24 protein-coding genes and 1 pseudogene are annotated in these 23,032 nt (G+C 60.4%); 11 read left to right on the forward strand and 14 right to left on the reverse strand.

All coding sequences use genetic code 11. The features are described 5' to 3' along the window. The coding region (locus NKI67_RS29860; protein WP_352648359.1) for a hypothetical protein at positions 1 to 259 on the reverse strand (259 nt) is incomplete at its 3' end. A gap of 177 nt (positions 260 to 436) precedes the next feature. Here NKI67_RS29860 and NKI67_RS29865 point away from each other — a divergent pair. After that, entirely contained in the window at positions 437 to 790 is a 354-nt protein-coding gene (locus tag NKI67_RS29865) for a hypothetical protein (RefSeq protein WP_352648361.1), read from the forward strand. A 568-nt stretch (positions 791 to 1,358) separates the two neighbouring features. Beyond that, complete coding sequence (locus NKI67_RS29870; protein WP_352648362.1) at positions 1,359 to 1,604, forward strand: hypothetical protein; 246 nt, start codon at positions 1,359 to 1,361, stop codon at positions 1,602 to 1,604. A 54-nt stretch (positions 1,605 to 1,658) separates the two neighbouring features. Here the strand turns inward: NKI67_RS29870 and NKI67_RS29875 are convergent, their stop codons facing one another. After that, positions 1,659 to 1,835: a hypothetical protein gene (locus NKI67_RS29875; RefSeq protein ID WP_352495879.1), complete on the reverse strand. Its 177-nt coding sequence runs from the start codon at positions 1,833 to 1,835 to the stop codon at positions 1,659 to 1,661. A 411-nt stretch (positions 1,836 to 2,246) separates the two neighbouring features. Here NKI67_RS29875 and NKI67_RS29880 point away from each other — a divergent pair, with 411 nt between their 5' ends. The 3 genes from NKI67_RS29880 to NKI67_RS29890 all read left to right on the forward strand — a co-directional run bounded on the left by NKI67_RS29880 (position 2,247) and on the right by NKI67_RS29890 (position 4,435). Next, positions 2,247 to 2,957 carry a Crp/Fnr family transcriptional regulator gene (locus NKI67_RS29880; protein WP_352648365.1) on the forward strand — a complete coding sequence of 237 codons (711 nt, stop codon included), beginning with the start codon at positions 2,247 to 2,249 and terminating at the stop codon, positions 2,955 to 2,957. A 74-nt stretch (positions 2,958 to 3,031) separates the two neighbouring features. Further along, positions 3,032 to 3,277, forward strand: a complete 246-nt coding sequence (locus tag NKI67_RS29885; RefSeq protein WP_352648366.1) for a hypothetical protein — start codon at positions 3,032 to 3,034, stop codon at positions 3,275 to 3,277. 519 nt (positions 3,278 to 3,796) lie between these two features. Next, complete coding sequence (locus tag NKI67_RS29890; protein WP_352648369.1) at positions 3,797 to 4,435, forward strand: hypothetical protein; 639 nt, start codon at positions 3,797 to 3,799, stop codon at positions 4,433 to 4,435. Between the two features lie 21 nt (positions 4,436 to 4,456). Here NKI67_RS29890 and NKI67_RS29895 read toward each other — a convergent pair whose 3' ends face one another. From NKI67_RS29895 to NKI67_RS29930, 8 genes and pseudogenes are all read right to left on the reverse strand, one after another. Next, positions 4,457 to 6,118, reverse strand: coding sequence for a DNA polymerase/3'-5' exonuclease PolX (locus tag NKI67_RS29895; protein ID WP_352648429.1), 1,662 nt, complete (start codon positions 6,116 to 6,118; stop codon positions 4,457 to 4,459). Positions 6,119 to 6,225: 107 nt separating this feature from the next. Further along, positions 6,226 to 6,393: a non-homologous end-joining DNA ligase LigD gene (ligD, locus tag NKI67_RS29900; RefSeq protein ID WP_352648371.1), complete on the reverse strand. Its 168-nt coding sequence runs from the start codon at positions 6,391 to 6,393 to the stop codon at positions 6,226 to 6,228. Positions 6,394 to 7,033: 640 nt separating this feature from the next. Continuing rightward, complete coding sequence (locus tag NKI67_RS29905) at positions 7,034 to 7,180, reverse strand: DUF982 domain-containing protein (RefSeq protein WP_352648373.1); 147 nt, start codon at positions 7,178 to 7,180, stop codon at positions 7,034 to 7,036. Between the two features lie 310 nt (positions 7,181 to 7,490). Continuing rightward, complete coding sequence (locus NKI67_RS29910; protein ID WP_352495872.1) at positions 7,491 to 7,745, reverse strand: DUF982 domain-containing protein; 255 nt, start codon at positions 7,743 to 7,745, stop codon at positions 7,491 to 7,493. A 181-nt stretch (positions 7,746 to 7,926) separates the two neighbouring features. Next, positions 7,927 to 8,145: a hypothetical protein gene (locus NKI67_RS29915; RefSeq protein ID WP_352495871.1), complete on the reverse strand. Its 219-nt coding sequence runs from the start codon at positions 8,143 to 8,145 to the stop codon at positions 7,927 to 7,929. 272 nt (positions 8,146 to 8,417) lie between these two features. Continuing rightward, positions 8,418 to 8,645, reverse strand: a complete 228-nt coding sequence (locus NKI67_RS29920; RefSeq protein WP_352458909.1) for a hypothetical protein — start codon at positions 8,643 to 8,645, stop codon at positions 8,418 to 8,420. 639 nt (positions 8,646 to 9,284) lie between these two features. Further along, positions 9,285 to 9,446 (reverse strand): hypothetical protein, encoded by a 162-nt coding sequence (locus NKI67_RS29925; RefSeq protein ID WP_352648376.1) that lies wholly within the window; start codon positions 9,444 to 9,446, stop codon positions 9,285 to 9,287. 668 nt (positions 9,447 to 10,114) lie between these two features. Beyond that, positions 10,115 to 10,312: pseudogene (locus NKI67_RS29930) on the reverse strand (transposase); the annotation flags it as partial. A 74-nt stretch (positions 10,313 to 10,386) separates the two neighbouring features. On the opposite strand from NKI67_RS29930, the gene NKI67_RS29935 reads away from it, so the two are divergent. Next, positions 10,387 to 10,638 carry a DUF6074 family protein gene (locus NKI67_RS29935; protein WP_352648378.1) on the forward strand — a complete coding sequence of 84 codons (252 nt, stop codon included), beginning with the start codon at positions 10,387 to 10,389 and terminating at the stop codon, positions 10,636 to 10,638. A gap of 454 nt (positions 10,639 to 11,092) precedes the next feature. On the opposite strand, the gene NKI67_RS29940 is transcribed toward NKI67_RS29935, so the two are convergent. Continuing rightward, a complete protein-coding gene (locus NKI67_RS29940; RefSeq protein WP_352648380.1) occupies positions 11,093 to 11,956 on the reverse strand; it encodes a nucleotidyl transferase AbiEii/AbiGii toxin family protein in 864 nt (287 codons plus the stop codon). After that, the gene (locus NKI67_RS29945) at positions 11,953 to 12,780 is read right to left on the reverse strand and encodes a type IV toxin-antitoxin system AbiEi family antitoxin domain-containing protein (protein ID WP_352648382.1); all 828 of its coding nucleotides are present in this window, start codon (positions 12,778 to 12,780) and stop codon (positions 11,953 to 11,955) included. The genes NKI67_RS29940 and NKI67_RS29945 overlap by 4 nt, the downstream gene beginning before the upstream one ends. Positions 12,781 to 12,975: 195 nt before the next feature. Between NKI67_RS29945 and NKI67_RS29950 the strand changes: the two genes are divergently transcribed. Genes NKI67_RS29950 through NKI67_RS29965 form a run of 4 tightly spaced genes read left to right on the forward strand, consistent with a single transcriptional unit; the run spans position 12,976 to position 16,667 of the window. Then, positions 12,976 to 13,533, forward strand: a complete 558-nt coding sequence (locus tag NKI67_RS29950; protein ID WP_352648385.1) for a hypothetical protein — start codon at positions 12,976 to 12,978, stop codon at positions 13,531 to 13,533. Continuing rightward, positions 13,530 to 14,885 carry a 7-cyano-7-deazaguanine synthase gene (locus NKI67_RS29955; RefSeq protein ID WP_352648387.1) on the forward strand — a complete coding sequence of 452 codons (1,356 nt, stop codon included), beginning with the start codon at positions 13,530 to 13,532 and terminating at the stop codon, positions 14,883 to 14,885. The genes NKI67_RS29950 and NKI67_RS29955 overlap by 4 nt, the downstream gene beginning before the upstream one ends. 2 nt (positions 14,886 to 14,887) lie before the next feature. Then, positions 14,888 to 16,072 carry a helix-turn-helix domain-containing protein gene (locus NKI67_RS29960; RefSeq protein WP_352648390.1) on the forward strand — a complete coding sequence of 395 codons (1,185 nt, stop codon included), beginning with the start codon at positions 14,888 to 14,890 and terminating at the stop codon, positions 16,070 to 16,072. After that, a complete protein-coding gene (locus NKI67_RS29965; RefSeq protein ID WP_352648392.1) occupies positions 16,053 to 16,667 on the forward strand; it encodes a PIN domain-containing protein in 615 nt (204 codons plus the stop codon). The genes NKI67_RS29960 and NKI67_RS29965 overlap by 20 nt, the downstream gene beginning before the upstream one ends. 112 nt (positions 16,668 to 16,779) lie before the next feature. Here the strand turns inward: NKI67_RS29965 and NKI67_RS29970 are convergent, their stop codons facing one another. Both NKI67_RS29970 and NKI67_RS29975 read right to left on the reverse strand, forming a co-directional pair. Then, on the reverse strand, positions 16,780 to 20,250 hold the full coding sequence (locus NKI67_RS29970) for an ATP-binding protein (RefSeq protein WP_352648394.1): 3,471 nt from the start codon (positions 20,248 to 20,250) through the stop codon (positions 16,780 to 16,782). A 4-nt stretch (positions 20,251 to 20,254) separates the two neighbouring features. Then, positions 20,255 to 21,508, reverse strand: coding sequence for a metallophosphoesterase family protein (locus NKI67_RS29975; protein ID WP_352648396.1), 1,254 nt, complete (start codon positions 21,506 to 21,508; stop codon positions 20,255 to 20,257). Between the two features lie 328 nt (positions 21,509 to 21,836). Between NKI67_RS29975 and NKI67_RS29980 the strand changes: the two genes are divergently transcribed. Beyond that, positions 21,837 to 22,997 (forward strand): DUF3320 domain-containing protein, encoded by a 1,161-nt coding sequence (locus NKI67_RS29980; RefSeq protein ID WP_352648398.1) that lies wholly within the window; start codon positions 21,837 to 21,839, stop codon positions 22,995 to 22,997. Positions 22,998 to 23,032: the final 35 nt, after the last annotated feature.

A 23,032-nucleotide genomic window follows, 5' to 3' on the forward strand; every position in this document is an offset into this window, starting at 1 on the left:
GATATTTCTCCATTAGCCGGACCTTGTCACGGTCGACCGTGACCAGCGGCCCGAGGTCGATCGTCACGGTGTCCTCGTCGATGCGCGTGACCTCGCCTTTCCGGTCGATTTGCTGGCCTCGGTTCACCTTGGTGTGATCGATGATGGAATGTGGGAAGTCGTAACCTGGGATCGAGACGCTTACGCGGTCCTCTGTTATCCGCCTTCGAACCGTGGCAGTAATCGCCACCTGGTCACCAATGCCTATTCCCCGAGCCATGCCATGGATTCTGGTGCGGGCAGTGTCTTCTTCAAGAGGTTTCTAATATACGCCCGCCATCCTAAGGCTGATCTACGACCAGAGTTACAAAAGTTGAACTTCATCGGGGAACACTCCTTCTGTCTGCCTGTTCGATTTGGCCAGGCGCATCCCGCGCATTCAGACAGGAGAAAGAAGATGAAACGCATCCTTTTGGTTTCGGCCGTGCTGGCGGTGTCGGCCGGGCTTTCCTTTGCCCAGACGACCAGCGGAACTTCGAGCGGAACCTCGACGAGCGGCACCTCGACCACGACGACCATGCCCAGCACGACGGATCAGGGCACCGGCACGACGAACAGCGGGACCAACATGTCCGGCGATCAGGGCACCGACACGACCACCACCAGCGGCACCACAAATCAGAACTCGGCCAGAGACTGCGCGCCCGGCCAGCAGACTGGCAGCGCTCAGCAGGCTGCGCCAGGTCAGCAGGACACGACAGCCAATACCGCCGCGCCGGGCCAGGTGAAAAAGACCGACGAAGGTTGCTGATTGGCACATCGGCTCGGGTTGGAATCACCAGCGTGTGGCTGGCTGGTCTCCCCCGACCACCGGCTGAGATAAACTCGGCTAGCGAGCAAGTTGCCGCCAGCCGAGCATCAGTCCAGGAACGTTTGCGCTTGCTTGTGCTTTCAGTGGGGCACGCCTAGCTTCTGTTTGCTTTCGGTCAGATAGCGTCGCTGGCGTCTTCGGACTACCGGTGAAGCAAGTCCGATGTGCGCCTATCGCGACCCCGCTTCACCTGCCGTCCAGCCGTTCGCGCATTCGCGATCGTCGCTCTCGGCAACAGGCGGCGCGCGCGGCCAGGACGTGTCGCATGTGCGCGCTGTCGAAGGAGGCGCCCAGCAACATTGCGCGTGAAGGCAACGCGGGCATCCGATCGATCGTTAACCTTTCTCTGCAATGAGCGCCTTGTCGCCGGCGATGGGCCTCCGGCTCTTACGCATTATGGAGATCACATGTTGGTCCCGGCACCCGATGCCGGGAGCAGGTCTGCTTCGGAAGCGTCGTGACAGAACTGGGCGACATGGTTGCGGTGGAGTAGGCGCCGTCGCCCTGGATGAACAACAACTGTCGCATGCGGTGCATACCTTGTCGAAGCTTTCCGGTCGGCCGCGGCCGCATCGACGACGACCACAACGGCATCAAGTCGTTGCTGAAAGCCCGCAAGGTATCGTCAAGACATAGCGTGCCGGCGAAGATCCGCCCTCGCGACAGGGATTCGTCAGGCCGATCGGTCGGCAACGCGACCGGCCAGGTGAGCGAGAGCTTACCCTCGGTGCTGGTCTCGACCCGGCTCGCATAGAGGCGGTGAAGGGACATCTCCAAACGCTCGTCGACGGTCGTCGATCACTGCCGACTACGAGTCGAGGTCGTATGGCTCGTGGCCTAGCTCGTTGTGATGAAGCGCCTCTGCCATACACCTGATGTCGAACGCTTGGCCGCACGCCGGGCAGAGGACGAAATACTCCTCCTCCCGAAGTGGCGATGCATCGTGGTCTTGGGGGATGACGATGTCATTGTATTCGTCGGGCATTGGGTCCTCCGGCGACGCCGCCCGCCATGCTGGAACGCCTGCCGGCAGGATTTGTTTCAAAGTTACTGCGCTTAAGAAGAGGGCCGGAACGGGTGAAGCACAATGTCGGTAAGCGCAAGGCGACGGCGCCCGAAACTCATCACGTGAGCTGAACGACTGCTTTTGCCAACTCGATGCTCGAAACCTGCCGATCTGCTTAGGCCGGTTCCGGACATTCGTGACCGGCCTCATAAGTCATAAGAAGCGCCCACCACCTACGGGACTCAAGCCGACATTCCCCGAGCCTTTCGCCAGGCACGGACTCTTTGCCAACCGCACATTTGAAGCCTATGCTTCCCACATCGGCCGCCAGCGCGTCGGACGCAGCCGACAGTAAGAGGTACGTGCTCTTGCCCGCAGGGAGAGAGAGCCATGCCCCAATCCCTTCTTCGCAACCATGTATTGAAAACCCTCTCCTCGGAGGATTTCGCGCTTTTGAGGGCGTCACTGCATCACGTCGAACTCAACATCAAAGACCAGCTGGAAGTCTCTTATCAGCCGATCGAGCGTGTGTATTTTCCAGAGATGGGCATCGCGTCGGTGGTCGCTACGATGACCGGAGGGCGCAAAAGCGAGGTCGGCATCGTCGGCCACGACGGCATGACAGGAGTTGCCGTTATTCTCGGCCAGGACAAGTCGCCCAATGAAACCTATATCCAAGTCGCAGGTAATGGCTGGATCCTCCCGGTTGAAGCTCTTCGCTCTGCGATTGCGGAGAGCCAATCCCTTCGCGAGTCACTGCTTCGCTATGCCCACGCGTTCCTCATCCAGTCGTCCCGGACGGCACTGGTCAACGGCCACTCCAAAATCGAGGAGCGGTTGGCCCGCTGGTTGCTGATGGTCCAAGACCGCGTCGAAGGAAATAAGATCTACCTGACGCATGAATTCCTGGCGACAATGCTTGGTGCCCAGCGCCCCGGCGTTACCACGGCCCTCCAAATGCTTGAATATCGGGGGCTGGTTCACGCCAAGCGCGGCGAGATCACGATTATCGACCGCGTTGGAATGACACGACTCACGCATGGTGCTTACGGGGAGGAGGAGCAAAGTCACTTCGGCCTAGCCTCCGCCCAAGTGTCCTAAATCAGACAAACCCTTGCAAGCTACCGAATTCGTGCCGTAAATCGTGTGGGTCAGGGTTCAGGGAGGAATTCTCGATGACCACCACTTTTGACACAGTCACGGTTGAAAGAGCCGCCGAAGCCTATGTTCTCTCCAGAGGCAAGGCCCACTTCCTTTCGATAGCACAGGCAATCCGCGCCATCCGAACACTCATGCCCGCATGCAGGGCCACCGACCGCGAGTTGGAGGAGCTATTGGCGGCGGCATCCATCATTCACGGGGTGCCCGTCGCTTTCGATGCAAAAACGGCCGATGGTCTAGAACCACGGCTCCATTCGTAGGCCATATATGCCTGCGCTCACGCAGACGCCCACCTTCTCAGACGTTCGCCAGGCGATTATCTGTTACCTGATCGACAACATCGGCAGCCCTAGCATTTCGATATCGGAGGTTAGCCACATCGTGAGGAGAATGCTTCCGCTGTGCGAACTCACGGACTGGCAACTTGGCGATCTCATTATACAAAGCGCGATCGATGCGGGATTCGCGATTGAACTCGACGGGGTGGGTCCCTAAAACGGATGTTGAGGCTCAATAGCGGAACAGCCGCTTTAGCCATGTGGCTCCCAATCACGGACGGTCAGGCTGTGGCCTCCAAAAAGCCGCCAGGCGGCAACGCGCCTGATATCGCACTTTGAGATCAACTCTGCCGCTTCCTGTTAGCCGAAGTTGAGCGGCCCCGCTGATAATCGTGGTTGCGCCTTTAGGGCATCGTGGTTCAGACCGCTGGCGGATTAGAACTCATGTTAGCTTTGCGATCGGCTCATCGTTGCCGACAATCGGTAACCTATATAAAGGGCATGTCCACGCGCCGAAAAATCAATGCAACAGCGAAGCTGATTGGAGAGTGGCCTTTAACCCCGGCTGCAACGTTTGGATCGTCCGTCAGAGCGAGGGGTATTTTTCTCGAAATACGCGCTCGCCTTCCAACGCAGTTCAGGAAACTGCTCCATATCGAGTCGCGCGTGCTTACCCTGCGCCTCTCGGAGGGCGCCGAGAATGATGTGCAGGTGCTATTCGGGATCGTATCCAAAGCACTGCAGAATATCGAAGACCTGCCCGTAATTCCCCGTGAAATCGAGGACATACTGACGATCTCGACGGCCGAACGGCACCGCTGGCTGAAAGATGGTCGCTTGCAGAGCGCCGGGACGAAAACGGTGAAACTCCGCGGGCGGGCAAGGAACATCACCTTTCACGTGTTCGACCCGCAGCACGTGGAGGATGTGCTTGACCGCGACCTGGTTACGGTCTGGCGCGAACAGGACGCAGCGACAGCTGCAGAGAATAGGCGGCGAGCCGCGGGGAAGGCCGCTATGAAACGTGCTCAAAGAAGCGGTCGCGGAACTGCAGCTTCAGCTGGCTATGGCCACGATGAGAACTCGCACTCCAGTTTGCGCGGCTGGGAAGATTTTGAGAAGGACGGACTCCTGCGCTGATAGGCTGGGCGCACAAGCAGGTTAGGACGTTTGCCTGCGCCGAGCGAGATGCGCAAGGAGGGCGGTCAAACGCATCGCGTTCAGGACCCGCTTCGCAGGGACACCGCCCTTGCGCGCCATCTCGACACCCCAATGCATGTGGTCGAGCTCGCGGATCGAATGAGCGTCCGGATTGATGCTGAAGATGCAGCCCTGACCGAGTGCCTTTTGATGCCAGCGCCAATCGAGGTCGAGGCGCCAAGGATGTGCGTTGATTTCGACAGCGACCCCGTGTTTCGCACACGCTTTGAGGACTTTGTCGACGTCGAGATCATAACCGGGGCGGCGCAACAGCTGGCGACCGGTCATGTGCCCGATGATTGTCGTCCGAGGATTTCCGATCGCCGCAATGATACGCTCCGTCTGTTCCTTCTTGGGCAACTTGAAGCGGCTGTGCACGCTCGCGACGACGAAATCGAACTGCTCCAAAATATGATTCGGGTAATCGAGCGAGCCATCCGCCAGGATGTCCGCCTCGATGCCCTTCAGTATGCGAAATTTTCCATTGTATGCCTTGTTCAGCCGGTCAGCTTCGCGGTGCTGTTCAGCAATCTCCTGCAACGAAAGGCCGCCTGCGTAGTGAGCGGACTGCGAATGATCGGCGACACCATAGTATTCGAAACCGCGCCTACGCGTGGCTTCAGCCATTGCCTCAAGCGTTTCGGTGCCATCGGATGCGGTCGTGTGAGAATGCAGGATGCCATGCAGATCTTCATCCCGAATGAGGGCGGGTAGCTTCTGCTTTGCCGCTCGCTCAATCTCGTCCCTGCCTTCGCGCAATTCAGGCTCGATAAACTGCAAGTCTAGAGCTTGGTAGATTTCTTCTTCTGTCGCTGACGCGATTAGCTTTCTCCCGCGATGAAGCCCGTCGGCGTTTAGGGTGAATCCCTTGTCGGCCGCGAACGTCTTCAGTTGCTCAAGGTGGTCTGCCGAACCGGTTGCTTCGAGCAGGCTCGCGCCAAAGTGCTTCCTGTCCGTGACAACAAGCCTGAGGGTCGTATCCTCGATTCCAGTCGACTTTCTGGCCTGTGCTACCAGGGCGAAGTCGGAAACGAGCTCGCAACCGCGTCGGAAGTCACCTGCAATTTCCACGCGCGAAAACTCTGGATGCTGTTGCTTTACCGATATGACCGCATGGTGGAGAAGAGCGGCGGCCTTGTGCAGGTGAAGTTGCGTTTCGCCGCTTCGCACGATGGCCAGGTTTTGCAGCAGCTTTGTCTGAAGCGCGGCGCCGAGGCCTTTGACTGGGCGTATGCGGTCTTCTCTTGCTGCGGCCTCGAGCTCCGCCAGCGAGTTCACGCCGAGCGCCTGATGAAGCTTCAGTATCTTATCGGGACGAAGCCCGGGTATGGCAAACAGCTCCATCACGCCCGCTGGAACATCCTCGCGCAGCTTCTCAAGGCTTGGGTGCGTGCCGGTTTGGTAAAGCTTGGTCACGATGTCTGCGATCGCTTCACCGATCCCCGGGATCTTGGTGAGGGCGCCGGCGGCGATGATCCGATCAAGCGGCTGCGACAGCCCCGTCAGACTGTCTGCCGCGCGCAAGTATGCCCTTGTGCGATAGGGATTGTCGCCGCGCATGGACGCCCGTTGCGCGTATTCCCTCAAAAGACTGGCGACGGTCCTCGGATTGATTTTTGCCATGGCTTCAGCCAAACGAGGCCGATCTCCGCAGGTTCCAATCAGGCAAGGCCATGAGCGCCGCGTTGCCGTTTAAATCCCGGCTTTACTGCCTCTTCCCGCGTCGGACGCTACAGATTGGGCAAGGATTGGTCAGCGCGACCCCGCCCCAGCGATTCAAGGATAGCGCGGAACTGAAAGGCAGCGGCGCGGACGGCCTCAAAATCGAGGCCTTCATCGGGGTCGAGGTCGAACACGAGGCGGTCGGCCTTTCGACATCCGTATCCGGTTTCTGCCATCGGCTTTAGAAGCCTGACATTCCGGTTCCGGTCCCCTTACCTCGAGGTGCCCCATAGACGCCAAGTACCTCGCCCAGAGCAAGCTCCGATGCCAGTTTCAAGAAGTGCAAAATGGCCCATAAATGCGGCGACCAGAGTGAATGCTCTCGTATCCGGGTCTATTTCGAGCAGCGCGGACTTGGTCAGCATTCGGACAGCCTAGCGGGCCGTCCCAACATAGCCATGGGCACCGGCCTGCTACTCACGGAACCCCCCCTCCTCCTTGGCAGCAGCCTCGAAAGCCTGACGGACCTCTTGTCGGCGCACAGTTGCACAGCCTTCCTCCACTTAGGTCCCATCTTGGCCCACTTCATGAGTTCCTCGGCGGCACCCTCGACGTTGTTGCACCCGTAGGTGACCCAGGTCGGTCGGTCTTGACGTACACCGGAGGGGAGAACCAATGGGTTGCCACGACACCTCCTACTCAGGGGAGAGATACACGTTGGCCTCCTTAGCGGCAGCCTCAAAGGCCTTTCGTATTATGTGCGGGTCAATCGAATCGCCCTCCAAGGCTGACAGGCAGAGGATCACCGCCTTGTGCCAGCGAGGCCCTCGCCGGGTCCACATGTTGAGCTGCTCAAGATGGGCGCCATGATACCTCCTACTCAGGGGAGAGATACACGTTGGCCTCCCTGGCAGCCGCCTCAAAGGCTTCACGGACCTCTTGCGGGGACACCCTGCCCTCGAACGCGTCGACGCAGGATTGGACCGCCTTGGTCCACTTCGGGCCGTTTGTGTCCCACCCCATGAGCTCCTCGGCGGCTCCCTCGACGTGGCTGGCCCCATGCGAATGCCCGGACGTTTCGTCTTCACGTAGACCGGTGGAGAGAACCAGAGAGGACCCATAAGGGGGAACTTAGAGCGGCAAGAGCCCGCCGACCAACCCCGCTTTAGCCGCAGCTAAGGGAACGATGTAGGCCCTCACGGGTTTAGAGGTGGCAGCGGGATTCTTCGTGGATGTGCAGCCGCTGTGGGGGGGTCCGTCGCCTCTCCCTCACTGGCGGCGGGCTCCTTTCGCGAAGGCGGTGTTGGTCAGAGAACCTTTACCGCAATTCAAGTTAGCTGGTTGTCATTGGGGGGAGTAATGTCCCCTCCTCTTTTGCAGCAGCCAGGAATGCCTTACGAGCCTCCTCAGGTTCCATCTCGTCGAATATCACGGCCATGCAAATGCGCACCGCGAGGTCCCAGCAAGGGCCACGCCTGGTCCACTTCATCAGCTCCTCGCCGGCTGTCTCGGCGTTGTTGACGTCGCGGATGATCCCGGGACGCTCGGTCTTGACGGGGACCGGAGGGTTGAACCAGTGGAGGGCCATGCGGTCACTCTTTGTCGACCTTATCAAGTTCCTCCAGCAAATACCTTTGCTCAGCCCAGTTCCCGTTCTACAGGCAGATTTAGCAGCTTGCGAAGGTAATTGCGGATTACCTCTAACTGTTGAAAATGCGCAGGACGGCGCGCTTTGTTGCGATGCCACAGTGACTGGAGTTGGCTGACAGCTACTCGCCACCGTCGAAAGCCACGCAGAGGCCCATGGCAGTTGCTGCCTCGACGATCGCCTCGGTCAGTTCTTCATCGGAGGCCACCAAATAAGGCGCAGTCTCCCGCGCTTCGCGTAGTGCCGCTTTTATCGAGACCGTGTCGCGACGGTCCGCCCTGTTGAGGAGTACAGTGATTGCTTGCTCTAGAAGCGGACCGACCCTTTGCGCGACGCTCATCCAGCCCTCCCCAGGGACACGCCGAAGGGGAATCTACTCACTTCCTGACGGACATCAACGCCATGTACGAATCGTACAATTGTACGGTGCTAGGCCGCGACAGTCAGGAATCTTTGTAGAATTTCTGTGGTGGGGATCGGACACCAGCTCGCGAAGACCCTCATGCTCCTCCTCGATCCTATTGACGCGCCTCGAGCCGCCTTTCTCCCACAATCCCAGGTCGGTCTGTCCTGACGTACACCGCAGGCGAGAACCAATGGGTTGCCATGAGGCTATTCGCGAAGATCGAACCCGACGAACAGGCCAAAGGCTGGGGCAACATTGACAATAAGCTCCACCAGCTCGCAGTCAGTTTCCGCCAGATGTGGCCCGTCTCGGCGCACCGCTGCGATAGTCTCTTTGACGGAGATGATTTGGCCGCGACGGGCTTGTAGGATCAGCTCGTGAACAAGGTGTTTGGCAGTCACTTTGTCGGGTCGGCAGTTCGTCCAAACGTTCATACAAGGCCTCCCACCTCAGCGAGAACCCAAGGGAACATTCATGATCCTCTGTCGAGAAAAATCAAGCAGAATGTTTGATTACTTCTGAGTGGGAATCAGGGGGAGAAGCCACGAAGCGAGCTTCTATATTCTTTGACCTGACGCTCAGCCAGCGGCTAGGGACCTTCTTCCGTCGGGCCCTGTTTGGCCCGATCAATAGCCGCAAGTAATGACTGTAGGGTTGGCGGCAGTTCTGGTTCGACCTCCAGATTTAAGAACGTTTGTACGTGATGACGATAGCCTTCGGAACGGATCAGTTTCCGAAACGCTTCGGAGACAGACTGATGGTCTGCTTTGTTGCTCGTTGTCATGTTCGGGAAGTCCGACCAATGAGCCGCAACTCGCCCGCAACGAATGGGTTCCATCAGGAGGTCGGAATATTTGGAGAAATTTCTGAGCGGTAGCTGGCTCGCGCGAAGACCCCCCGTGCCCCCTTCGTTTGCCGCAGCATTAATCCTCGCTCTTTGAACTGAAGATTCGTGTCGGTCTGGGTCGGTGAACGTTGGAATGCTTCTGTCCGATGTTTGCTCACGCTGTGATGTAGGGCAGGCTCTTGCGGGACGGTGCCGCAAGGCCGCGAAAATGAAACGCCGGCCCAGTTCAACCCGCGCGACCTCCCTCAAAGCTGGGGGGATTGATCTTCATCAAGCGGTCTGCGGCCTCCGCCGCAGTTCGTATCCTGCTGCACAGCGCGAGATTTTCGGCCAGCATTTCTTCAGTGCGTTGAAGCGCGAGCTCGGTCCGGTGGATGCTGCCTGGCATTGGCAACTTCCGATGTCAAAAGATCGGCCGCCATCCCGTGGCCGTGGGGTTCCGTAGCGTCCATAGGTTTCTAATATGGGGGCCGATATCGTTCCGTGATGTCGGGCGAAACGGCGGGCCGCAGAAAAGCGCGATGGGCCGCATGACCAATGCGCTCCCTGTCAAAACAGCGCCAGAAACAGCCGAACGGCTTCGGCCGCTCTACATCCCACGGGCAGAGGCGATCACGGTCCAGAGGGCCATTGATCTGTTCAGACACGACTACAACGTAAGCGAAGACACACTCAGGCGGCAGGTGATCAAGCACCGTCTTCACAACCAGAGAATGCCCGGTGCTCCGTCGAGAATAAGTGCTCCCGGTTTGGTTATGGCGCTCGCCGGCGATGACGACGCGGTTGAGGCAGGACGATCGCGAGCACCCGGACCTAACTCGGTATTTCAAGCGGCTCGGCATCCCGCGACCCTGACTTGCTATCAAAAGTTATGGTCGCGGCGACTGTCTAAAGTAGACATTAAGTAGATGTCGCGGCCCGACAGAGCCCCACACAAGAGCGAACCGTTGCTGCCTTGCGCATCGCCCTCTAGGCCGCCGGCGTCGAGTTCATCCCGCAGAACGGCAGCCGCGCCGGCGTGAGGCTCCGCAAACCTTAGGCCTTAGACTCGTTACTGCGCAGCCACACACCTGCTTTTCGCCATCGGACGAAGCGGTTGCAACAGGTGGTGCGCGGCCCATAGCGCTGAGGCAGGTCGCGCCATGGAGCACCGGAGCGCAGCACCCAGAAGATGCCGTTCAGCACGCGCCGATCATCAACACGCGGCACACCTCGTGGCTTGTTGGGTAGACGCTTTATTCCATTGCTGACCATTGTCCAAAAGCGCTGTTAACCAATTTTCTCACCCGCCAATGCTTATTCGCGCGACTGAAGGGGTGAGGTGATCGATGCGTGATTCAAACATTAGCGCGTTTCCGCTGCATCGGCGGCGGAAGTTGGTCGAAGGGATCGCCCGGATCCTGGAATCCAAGAACGGGGAGGACGCGAACGCCTTCTGGCGCAACACCGCCAAGGCAATTCTCGTTCAACTGTCCGAATCAGGAATTGCACCCGGGGTCGCCGAACAGGAAGTTGGAACGCTTCTTCATGCTGTCTTAGGCGATATCGCCACCCGCAGTGCTGCGAAACTTGCACAATAGCATCGGCTCACGATGAGGGATTGCCGCATAGAGACGCCCCGGGGCTCCACAAGCGTAGCACCACTGCATCCGTCAAACGCAGGTTTCTCACTGCGGATGAAAAGATAGCCGCGTTCGTCGAAATCATGCGCGCGAATGTGCTCTCGGGCGAGATACGGTTCCGCCTCGCCTGTCCGGCGTTCATCGACCAAATCGAGGTAGGCGATGCCGAAACCCGCGTTCATGGAAGGCCGACGGACCTTTTCCACGAGCTGAACCCGCAAAACCAATGAGCCGCCGTTGAGTTCCACACTGCCTTTTTATGCGACTTTCGAAGCACAAAAGGCGAACTTTGACCAAGGTGGCGCTGGTTCCATTTAAGCGTACTGACGGCGCCATCGAGACGGCTCACATGACCAGCATCATCGCAGGCCACAGCCGGCAGCTTGCCGCGCCCGTGAACAAAAATCTGTCGTCACCAAGCGATGCGGAACCGTTCCTTGATTTCCGAAAGCCGTGCCCACGGCTCACCCGGCAAGCGGTCCACAAGCATCATGAACACCCTACGGAACGAGTCAGCCGTGGCAGCTTCCGTCATGTGTTCGGCTGCTTCAGCAGGAAGTAGCGGCTTCATGTCTGTCAGAAACCGCGGATTGGTGAGCTTCGCGAGCATCCGCTCCTGGGCCTGCGCGCGGGATATGGACTGGCCTGACAGCTCAAGATACCGGCCGAACAGTACGGCGATACGATCAAGGTCGAGGCCTTCGAACGTCTCCAGCGCATGGGCGAGGTCGTAGAGGTCACGGCCCTTGTCGCGCTGCAAGAGCGCCCGCAGTTTCGTAGCCAACATCTCTTCGTGGGAAAAGGTGGGGATCGCGGCTTCGCCCGTGAACCATGGATTATCGACACGCAGCTGCATCGCTTGCGGCGGATCATAAGCCTCGATCTCGCGGGTATTGATCTCGACCTTGAGCCGGATGGGGACGCCGCTGCCGTCCTCCGCATCCACGCGGAAACGAAGCTTAGGGGCAACCGGGCTCTGGTCGAATTGCGCCCTGCCGAGCCACGGTTCAAGAACCACCCGCAGGCGGTCCAATATCGGCCCGATGGGACCGGACGAGGTCCGGACGAGATCTATGTCTTCCGAGTAGCGGAGCGGCGCAGGAAAATGCAGCTTATTGAGAGCGGTGCCACCGCGGAAGCGCAACGCGTCGCGAAGGCCTTCATCCGTGAAGATGTCGATGAGCGCGCGGCAGATGATGAGGTCCTGCTCGATCTGCCGCGGATCCGCCCAGGGAACGACATTGCCCCAGGCGACGATGTTCTGCGCCGGGATCATTCGTCGAGCTCCGGCACGCGGCGCACGATCACGCGCCAGCGCTCGTCGCGCTCCTGCGGCTCCTGCGCGAAATCCGGGTCGCGCGCCTCGCGCCGGTCGAGCTCAGTCCATGCCGCGGCGCCGCGGGCATGCAGCGCGGCGCGCATCGGCTCCGCCCGGTCCGTGTGACCGAGGCGGTCGAGCAAATGGCCAAGCCGCTGCACCACCGGCCGCTCGGCGGCGTCCGAGAGCGCCGCGAGCTGCGCGGGGTCGATCCTTCCGGCGAGGTCAGTGAGAACCGTCGCGAGATTGTCGATGCCGCCCGCCGCCTGCGGATAGCGCAAGAGGTCGAGGGCCGTGAGCGCGGGCGAGGATATCTTCATCGTGCCCGTGTCCGTCTTCCGCTCCTCGACGCCGGCCATCACCGCGGCCATGTCCTTGCGATAGTAGAAGACGATCAGGTTGCGGCCTGCCCTGATCTTGGGCAGTCGCTTCGCGGTGACGACTTGGAACTCCATCACGGCTTGGTGGGTAGCGCCATGAAGCTCCGCCGCCTTGAGCAGCCCCACGTAATAGTGTTGCCGTTCATAGCGCATCAGGGGGTCGATGTACCATGGCGGCGGCGGTGCACCCCACGATGCGAACTGCGGGGGCACGGCGATGTAGAAACCCTGCCGGGGGCTGAGAAGCGCCTTGCGGCGCTGGAGTCGCTCGGCGGCATCGAGGAACGCGCCGCGCTCTACGCCCAACGCCTGCGTGACTTCTTCATTTGTAAAGACGACCCGGCCTGCGGAGAGCAGGCCGGCAACATACGTGGAGAGGGCAGACCGCTGATCGTGAACCATGTGTCATTATCCGCCCTTAACGCGGAATATTCAACATGATTTGAAACTCTCTGCGACAGCATTCTGCATATTCCGCTCCAGCAGCGGACTTCTGGACATAATTTGACGGCGTTCTCGGGTCACCGAAATGATCGCGGTTCTCGGATTTGACATTGTCAGCATTTATGATTTAATTTCCTGACATGGAGAATCGCCATGAGTGATGGTCCTCACCGCAGCCTCAATATGCGTCCCCACTGGAAAACCGCCGCCCAATGGGCAGCGAATCTCGTCCACACCGCCGATCAAGTGTGCAGCGCGCTCGCACATGCCCTCAAGAAAGACATACTGGAAGCTCCCATCACTGCCATGCGGGACATCATGAACAGCGACACGCTGTTTCCAGGCATGCGCATCGACCAACTCGAAGCGCTTCGTGCACGCCATCCTCGTTCCGCCGCCACCAACAGCCTGATCGATTGCGCCGTGGAAGCGGCGGCCGCAGGCGCGGCCGGCGAAGCCGGCACGGCGGCCGCGGTAACGGCGGCGCTGGAAGATATGGCGCGCGCGCCTCTGCGCGGCATCGACGAACACTACCAACGGGAAGCAGGAGCCCGGGCGAGCCGCACCGTCCGCACCCGGCTCGATGAGGCGATGGGAAAGCTCGACTGTAACGGTATCGCTCAAGGGCTGCTCGCGCCTGCCCGTCCGCCATCGCGGCGCTTGGTGGAATTGCCGCGCCAGACCGGCCTTGACGAGGGACCGCCTCTATGACGGACGCAGCTTACAAAGCGCGGGTGCCTGTGCACGCCATCGACGTCGTCGCTTCCGGGCGGGGGCGCCGCGCCCGATCCACGTTCGACCTAGGTGAGAATTTCACCTGCTCCACGGCTGCCCTCGAATCCTATGCCTTCGCGCAGTGGGAGCCTGTCATCTACGACGCCATGATCGTCGCGGCGTCCGTCGAATATGCCGACCGCGGTTTCCCACGCCCGAAGCTGGGCTGGCGCCGCGATTTCACGGTACGAGTGCCGGTGCTGGAGCCTGAGCAGTGGATGGACTGTGCGGTGTATGACGCCCTACAGGATGCCGCCTCTTTCCTGACCGGTGATGACTGGGCGTTCGAGTTCATCCAGAGGGACGGAGAAACGCCGCATCCGCCGCAGGATTGCCTCCAGTTTAGCATCACGACCGATGCCGTCATCGCGTTCAGCGACGGGATGGATTCCCGCGCCGTCGCAGGACTGACGGCGCAGGCTCTGGGTCGCAAACTGGTCCGCGTGCGGATCGGCTCAAAGGCAGGCGGGCGCCCGGAACCGGGCGAGCCGCTTCCGTTTGCAGCGGTGCCTTACAACGTAAGTGCCTCGGGCGAGACCAGCGCGCGCAGTCGCGGGTTCAAGTTCGCGCTCATCAGCGGCATTGCCGCCTATCTCGCCGAAGCTTCCGAGATAATCCTGCCGGAAAGCGGACAGGGCATATTCGGGCCGGCGCTCGTCACCTCTTCAGCGCAAGCCTACCCCGATTACCGCAGCCACCCGCTCTTTACGAAACGCATGGAACGGTTCCTGACGGCGCTCCTGAAGCGCCGGATCCGCTTCGTCTTCCCGCGCATCTGGTCCACGAAGGGCGAGACGTTGCAGGCCTACGCGTCACTGTCGGGCAGCGACGACTGGCGCGAGACGCGCTCGTGCTGGCAAAACGCCCGGCACTGCTCTCTTAATGGCGAACTTATTCAGTGCGGCGTCTGTGCGGCGTGCATGCTTCGGCGGATGAGTATCCATGCGGCGGGCCTAACCGACGACGACAACGCCTATGCCTGCCGGGATTTGCATGCCGAGACCTTCGAGGATTCGATGCAGCCTGGCTTCCGCATGCGTGGCCGTGCCCTGCGGGAATATGCGATAGCGGGCGCGCAGCATCTTGACCACCTCGCCGATCTTGTTCTGCCGCTTCACCGATCTGTGCTACGGCGCCATGCCGTACTCGTCGGGCCCGCGCTGGACATGTCCGCGACCGTCGTGGAAACCGCGCTGGCGGCTGTACTCGAACGGCACGCCGCCGAGTGGAATGACTTTTTGCAGGATAAAGGAGCGCGTTCCTTCCTGAGGCAGTGGACGCGGGTATGAATATGATTGGACCGCGCGAGCGGCTGTCGGACGCGGAGATCGGCGAGCGCCTGCGCCTCGCGCGCGAGGGACGAAAGATCACGCAGGCCGCCGCCGCCGAGATGATCGGGGCGGCGCGTACGACGATCGTTGCCATCGAACAGGGCAAAAGGCGCATCCAGATGGGCGAACTGCAAAAGCTCGCCGCTGCCTACGGCACGTCGGCCAACGCCATTCTGCGCCGGGAGGCTGTCCATCTCGACATGGTGCCGCGTTTCCGCAAACTGCAAGAAAGCGAGGATGAGACCGTCGAAGAAGCGACCCGGCTTCTCAACGACCTGGTACGGGCCGAAGTAGAGCTGGAGGACGCCCTCGGCATCAGGCGCGAGCGCCGATACCCTCCTGAACGCCCGATCCTTCCAGGCGATCTTTACACCCAGGCCGAACAACACGCGCAGGAACTGCGCGACTGGCTTGGCCTCGGTCCGGGTCCCGTCACGGACATCGTGTCCATCCTTGACCTTCAGTTGGGCGTGCGCGTTTATGTCCGGCGGCTGCCTGGGAAGATCGCGGGCCTGTTCGCCTATGACGAGCGAGCGGGCGCGTGCATTCTGCTCAACGCTAGCCATCCGCACGAGCGCCTGACGCAAAGCGGCGCACACGAGACGGCGCATTTCGTATCGACGCGGCGTCAGCCTGAAGTGTTAACTGAAGACGAGAGTTTTGCGTCGCGCGAGGAGCGCTACGCCAACATCTTCCAGCGCTGTTTCCTGACGTCGGGCCGTGAAGTCCGCCAGCGTTTCGCCGAGATTACCGCGGGCCAGTCGCACCTGACCCGCCGCCACGTCATCCTCCTCGCTCACGCGTTCGGGGTTTCGCGCGAGGCGATGGTCCGGCGCCTCGAAGAGCTGGGTCTTGCGCGAAAGGGAACGTGGGACTGGTTCGTCTCCAACGGCGGCATCAGCGACAAGGATGTCGCCCAGGTCCTCGGCGAAATACCTGAGCGCCCGTCCTACAAAGGGCTGTCGCGGGGCCTCGTGCCGCCGCGTCTTGCCCTGCTTGTGCGCGAGGCATGGAAGAAGGAGCTCTACAGCGAAGGCCAGCTCGCACGGATGCTCCAGCTCGATCTACACGGCATAAGAGAGGTGCTGGACGGCGCGGAGCGCGAGGAGAGCGAGGCAGATGAGCTTGTCCGCATTCCTCGCTGATCCGAACAGCGTGCTCATCGCAGACGCGAGCGTTGTGATCGGCCTCAACGCGAGTGGTCACGCGCACCGCATTATCGAGCTGACCCAGCGCCGGGTTATCGTGCCCGACAACTCCTACCACGAGCTCGCCGTCGGCGCGCGGTTCGGCCACGACGATGGCGCGCAACTCGACATGCTGGTCGGTGCCGGGTTGGTCGAAAGCATGGCACTCGAAGGCTCGGCGCTGACAACTTACGAGGCGCTGATCGACGGCACCTACGGCGAGACGCTCGACGATGGCGAAGCCGCTACGATCGCTATAGCCGTGCAGCGCGGCGGCGTGGCCGTCCTTGATGAAAAGAAAGCGCGCCGCATGTGCGAAAAGCATTTCCCTAATACTGTCCAAGGATGCACGGCCCAATGGCTGCTGGGGACAGCCACGCTGGGCAGGGCCGCGCACGTAGAAGCGATGATCAATGCGCTGCGCAAGGGCCGGATGCGCGTGCCGCTCGAGTTCCTGGATGCCGTTGTGGCACTCATTGGCGTGGAGGCGGCGGCTACTTGCCCCAGCCTGCCGCGCGTCGCCCGGCAGACTGCTACGCAAGCTGTTTCGTAGGGCGTCACTGTCGCGCTGTCGCCCGTCGCGGTCGTACCCGCCGGCCAGCATGCCAAAGTTCTGGCGAAAAAATGCATGCGAGCAAACGGGGCAACAGCAACAATGCCGTCAACTATCCAAGCTTGTGGATCGCGGCGGTGGGAATGACCGCCTTGGCGATGTCGCACAGGTGCTGGTGATGCGTCAGATAGATAACCTGGCCCACACTGGCCATCTCGCCAAACAACCGGAAAACTTCTTCAGAACGGAGATGGTCAAACGTTTCCATGATGTCGTCGGCGATAAATGGGACAGACGGTCTCAGGCTGGCAAACTCGTAATAGCCGGCAAGCCTGAGCGCGAGATACAGCTGGAATCGCGCACCTTTCGACAATGCATCGGCGACCTTCGACTGGCCAGCCCGCTGTTGGGCGATCAGCACTTCGCCGCCCTTTACTGGCTGGGTTGTAAGGCCGGTGTACTGTCCGCGGGTGATGAGTGCGAATGCATCTGAGGCGCGCGTCATCATTCCGGAGCGGTGGCGTTCGCGATAGACCCTGAGCGCATTCGTCGCCGACAATACCGCAAGTTTCAGCTCTATGTAGCGAACGGCCTTCTCCTCTATCTCCAGAAGGACGGTGCGGCGTTCGGCGTCAATTCGCGCAACCGCGCTGTCGCCGCCGACAGCGTCAAGCCTGTCGGTTGCCCGGGCGCGCCGAATGAGCTGCTCCTGCATTAACCCGTCAAGATCGGCGAGTCGTCGCTCTGTTTCGGACGTTTCGATTGCAAGCGCCTCGAGATCCAGGCTTTCGAGCAACGAGCGCGCCTGCGGAACGCTCTCCATCGCAAGTTCGACCGACAGTTGTTCCTCAGTTTCGACCAGACTGCCTCTTAGGCGGTCCCGCTCTCGCAGCAGCTCGTCGCGCTCGACGACCTCTGGCAGGCTCGTCGCTCTAAAAGCGCTTAACACATCCTGCTTTAGGACCTCGTGTGCCGCGAGCTCGGCTTCCAGAGCTTCGCGCGCATCCTCCAGTCGTTGGATATCCGTAAGTAGGGTCATCCGGGTGTCGCGAGCGCGCTCCGCTTGATCCAGGCGCTCAGTAAGCGTGATACTCAGCTGTTCCGGAACCTCATCGCTGCGACCTTCGGAACCTCGCGCAACCAGCCGGGCGATCTCTTCACCAAAAGCAGCTCTATCCGCCTCCATCTTGCGAATGCGAATACGCATGGCCTCACGGTCCTGCAGAGCCTTTGACAGTTCTGACAACTGATCAAGCACGCTGCCGAGGCCGGCGCCGGCGATGCCTTCCTCCAGCCAAGTGCTCTTGAGCGTTTGCTTGACCTCGGCCTGCCAGGCATCCTCTCGTTTCTCGGCCATTTCGACAGCGAGCCGCCTGCCGGCCAGTTCCTCTTCCTTCGCAGCCAGGGTCCTGAGCGCCTCGGCTCGTTCGGCGTCGACCTTGGCCTGCCTGTCGAGGAAGCGATCTGCTGCAACCACCATTGGCCCCAGGCCTTCACTGGGTTCAGGCTGCATTCCAACACTTTGAAGTGCCGCGGCGAGCCCCAAGCATATTCGATCCCCTTCGGCAGCAGCGCGTTCGATCCTTGCACGCGCGCGCATGATCTCGTCCCAGGCGGCAAGCGCGTCAGCGCGAGCGGAAATGCGCGCCTCGACCAGTTCAATCAGCAGTTCGAACGGGTGTGCCTGGTAGTCACCGAGCAATCCGCTTGCCGCCTCCTTGATTTCAGCAGACGTGATTTCAGCACGCTCGGCCAGTTTCGCGAGTTGACCGCGGGCGCGCTCGATGGCGACATCGGTTTCGGCCGCCTTTTGCTTGACTGACCGAAGATCCGCCAGTTCGCTGGCTAAGGTCAAACGGGTTGCCCTGACATGATCGTCCTTGGCCAAAGCTGCTGCAAAGACATCTGCCGTTTGGGCATCGAGGGCCCTCCTGTGGCTTCGCCAGGCTTCATCTCTGTCACGTCGTGAGGCTGCAGCCGCCTCGTCATCGGGCAGTTCGACCGAGGCGCTGATGGCTGCCAGTCGTGACGAAACAGCCGTGTTGCTTTGCTCGAATTCCGCGAGGCGCTCAGAGAGGACTGCCTTTTCCCTTCCCTGCTGTGTCGCAAGTGTCTTCCACGCCGCAACGTGCAAAGGGGTCGGAACCGGTATTTTGGCGAGGGCCTCGGCGTCTCCAGACCATGGCAGAAGGCGCCGCATTGCCTCGTTCAGATTTTTTTGCGTGTCATCCTCGAATGCGCGAGCCTCTTTTATCTCCCTTGCATAGAAACTGGCTTTTGCCTCCGACAGCGCCGCCGTCAGTCTCGCCCTGGCTGGCTCAGGCACTCCCCTTTCCTCGCCAATCCGGTTGCGCGCAGCGTTGAGCCCGTCAACGGCGGCGGCGGCTTCATCGCGGGCCATGCGCAAGCTCTCGGTGATCCCGGAGCGTTGCTCGACCATGTTGCGAAGGGTGCCGACCACCAAGGCTGGCAGCAAGAGCCGAGACGGATCCTGTTCAGCCGATCTTCCAAGCGCGGCGAGACAGCCCGCCGCCACCTGATCGAGCATCTGAGCTTCCATTTTACGGGTTGGCAGATCCATGCCCGCCGAAGCGTAGCGCGCCTTGAGATCGGCCAGACCCCGCACCTGTTCCGAGATCGCGAGCACAGGTTCGTCGACGACAATCGCCGCGATCTTTGCGTTGGCCCGATCAATCTCATCGGCATTAGCCAAGAGGCGGGTTCTCAGCCTGGCGTCATGATCGATCATCTCGGCGATGCTGCCGGTCCAGGTCCGAGGTGGCGACGGGATATTAGGCAGCTCAGCCAACCGTGCCGCCTTGCGCTTGATTTCTGCGAGGATCGGAGCCGCGCGTACATATCGATTCATTGTGGCGAGACGAGCCGACAAAGCCGAGCGCTCAGCCAAGCTGCGGTCGTACTTATCCTCTGCCTCGACCCGGTCCGCCTCAAGCGTCTCGAACGTCGATGCCAGGGTATCGATCGTATCCTTGCGTGTCTTCAGATCCGCAAACCGCCTCTTAAGCTGCGCGATTTCGGTAGCCTGCGCCTGTTTTCGATGGAGTCCGTCGGCTTCAGCCTCGAGTGCGCCCAAAACGTCCGTTGCATGACCCAGGCCAGCGCTGGCGGTGAAGAGAAGCTTGCCGAGATCACCGCGCGATTCCAATATCGCTTTTCCGCCGGCTTCCAGGGTCTCGTCATCGAGCGAGAACATGGTGCCGTAGGCATCACGGGACAGGCCAGCGAGATGAGCCGAAATCGCGATCTCGCTCAGCGGCCGGCCCTCGTCGTCATGCAGTGAGTTGTTGCGACTTTTGATGCGCGAGAAGGCTTGCGACTGTTCCCCGAACTCCAAGGTCCCGCCGATCCGCATGGAGCTGTATTCATGCATGAAGTTGTAGCGGCTGCGATCTTCGATACCGAAGAGCAAGTCGAGATACGCGGAAAGTGCGGTTGATTTACCGGCCTCGTTCAATCCGAACACTATGTGCAGGTCGGGACCCGAAGCCGGTTTAGGTCCGAAGTCGATCGCCTTGTCGGTGAACTTTCCGTAGCGGGTTAGATCGAGGCGTCGCAATCTCATCGCGTCAACCTGCCTTGAGCTTGGCGGTGACCAGGTCGATGCCGCGTGCAAGCGCGTCGTTTAGAAACAATTCCAACGCCGCTTCGTCCTTACCAACAAAACCTCGCGCTTCAGGCGGTAGATCCGCAATCGTCTTCAACACGAACTCTCGCGCGTCGGATCGGAAAACCTCCGAAACTGCATTGGCACGCATGGACTGTGCGAGCTCCAAGGTCGGATCGGCAACGCTTTCCAATTTGCCGATATCAGGGGCACCAGAGAGATCGAGCTCGAACTTTTCGATCCACGTGCTACCGACCTGCTCAGCCGCCTGTGCGGCCTCGGCGAGCATCAAGTCCCTGTCACGGAGCATGACCCAAGACAGAGGAGAGGCGCCGACCAGGCGAAGGCGGGCAATGAGATATCGGGATCTTGCCATTTCCCTCGATTGCTCAAGCACCGAGCGGATGCGGCCGACGACCTCGGACAAATCGGAAATGCCCGTCAGGTCGACACTGACACGCTCGAATTGCGCAACGCTGGAAAGCTTTTCCTCGATATTGACCGAGCGATCGTCGCCAATGGTCACCAGGGTGACTGATTTTTCACCAGCCTCGTTGATGTCCCTACCCTGAGGCGTTCCTGGCATAACGAGCATATGCGCGCCAGGGTACACCTTGCGGGCGTGAATGTGACCAAGCGCCCAATAATCAAAACCGTGCCCCTGCAGATCGGCTACGCTGCAGGGAGCATAGACGTCATGGCCGGGTGCACCGGCCAGACTCGTGTGCATTATGCCTATGTTTGCCATCCCTTCCTGCGGGCCGGCATACTTTGGCAGCAAGCTTTCAGGTGCCTTGGTACTGGCGAAGCTCAGTCCGTGGAACGCTACATCCACTCCCGCGCCGGGCTGAATCACCAATTGGGCGCGGCCTCCGAAAATGGTCACCGCGTCCGGCATCACGAGCTGCTTCGAGATGCGCGACATGGCATCATGGTTGCCGCGGATCATATAGACCCTGACACCAGCTTGATGCAGGCGGGCCATCTGAGTGGCCACAAAGCGCGCTGTCTTCATCGACGTCTGGTCGCCGTCGTAGAGGTCTCCGGCAATGACAAGCGCGTCGACGCGCTCCGCCAGGCAGAGATCCACGATTGCAGTGAACGCCTGGCGGCTGGCATCCCCTACAAGTTCTGCGAGATCGGGATTGCGCAACGCAAGCGAGCGCAGCGGCGAATCGAGATGGATATCGGCCGTATGAACAAATCGAAATGCCATCTGGGGCGCCCTCCTGGCCCGAACAGACGTTCAGGCAACATTGCCCATCAAGTCAAATCGCCCAAAACGTCGCAGCGAGCGGCGAAGGCGTCTCCAGTCCGGTTAGCAAAGTGCGCCGGCGTTCGGCAACAGTATCTGTGAATTGAGGCCTCGAAGTCAGGACATGGTGTGTGCGACCTTCTTGTGAGGGAGCATTGACAGGCCCGACCTCCCTGTTGCGAGCCTCAACTATCGCGTGGATAAGCGAAGCTTTTGCACTCATCCGTCAGCCAAGAGCCTTTTATATCCGCAAGAAATTGCTTAGTCTCCACGCGGGGGTATGGGGTCAATGCAGTCTGCCGATAGTTCAGAGTTAGTAACAAATGATAGTGAAGTTGCCGGTAGGCCACCTGGCTCGACCATAGTTGCCGAGGTCGCGTCCAGCTTCACTTATGCATCCTATCAGAATGCGATTCCGGTTATCCGGTCCATCCGGCTCGATAACGACACCGCCCGCAGTTTTGAGAATTGCCGGCTGGAGCTTACGTCGTCACCGTCGTTCCTGCGGCCGAAGACCTGGACGGTAGACCGCCTCATCCCAGGCGACCGGCTCCAGCTGAGTGACCGCAAGGTAGAGCTTGACGCTGGATATCTCGCCGGCCTGAACGAACGTGTCTGGTCGACGGATTGGTGGTTTGACTCAAAGAGCTGCGCGGATCGCCTACACGCAAGCCTGGAGACCCTGCTTAAGGAAAGCCGGGCGCGTCATTCAAGCGAGCAGACGGGGGAGGTGACAACGCGTTGGGAAATGGGTCAGCAGCTCGAGCCGACAGGCGAACCGGAGGCGCAGACGCCTGCCCCAATCGAGGAGCCCCTGCCCCTCCCGACCACGTCCGAGGTTGAGCTGGTTTCTGCAAGAGTTGCAACAGCACCCGAGCCCTCGGCCGTTGCAGCATTTTCAACAATGGTCGACGAGCCAACCCAAAACCAGGGCGAGCAAACCCGTTATCGTGTGACGGATCTAACCGACTTTCGGCCGGACCCCGAGCAATTCTTCGAGTTTAGCTACGGCACCACGCTGCGCGGGATGATCGAAGCCGTCGTTGACACGGAGAGCCCATTGCGCTCCGACGTTCTCGCCCAGCGCATCGCACGGGTTCACGGTTGGCTGCGCACGGGCGGCCGCATCCGCGAGAGGATCGACCTGCACCTGCGAGATCTGGATCGCACGCAGGAATCCAGCGGCGAATTCATTTGGAAAAAGAGCGGGCTCTCGGATCTCCTTCCCTATCGTCAGCCGGTCAACGAGGAAGCGCGACGTTCAATTGCCGACATACCGTTGGCCGAGCTTGCCTCGGTCGTGATCGACAATCCCGGACTTCTCGACATGCCCGATCCTGCACGCGACATGGCCCATCTTCTTGGAGTTGAGCGCCTTGCCGCGGTATCGCGCGCGCGGCTGGACGAGGCGATCGCCAGGGCGAGACAGCATATTGCTGGATCCTCCTAGCCAGAGTCCTACAGGAATTCGCTAGGGTTTTTTTA

Origin of the sequence: Mesorhizobium sp. M0408 (assembly GCF_040321495.1) — a bacterium.
Lineage (GTDB): Bacteria > Pseudomonadota > Alphaproteobacteria > Rhizobiales > Rhizobiaceae > Mesorhizobium.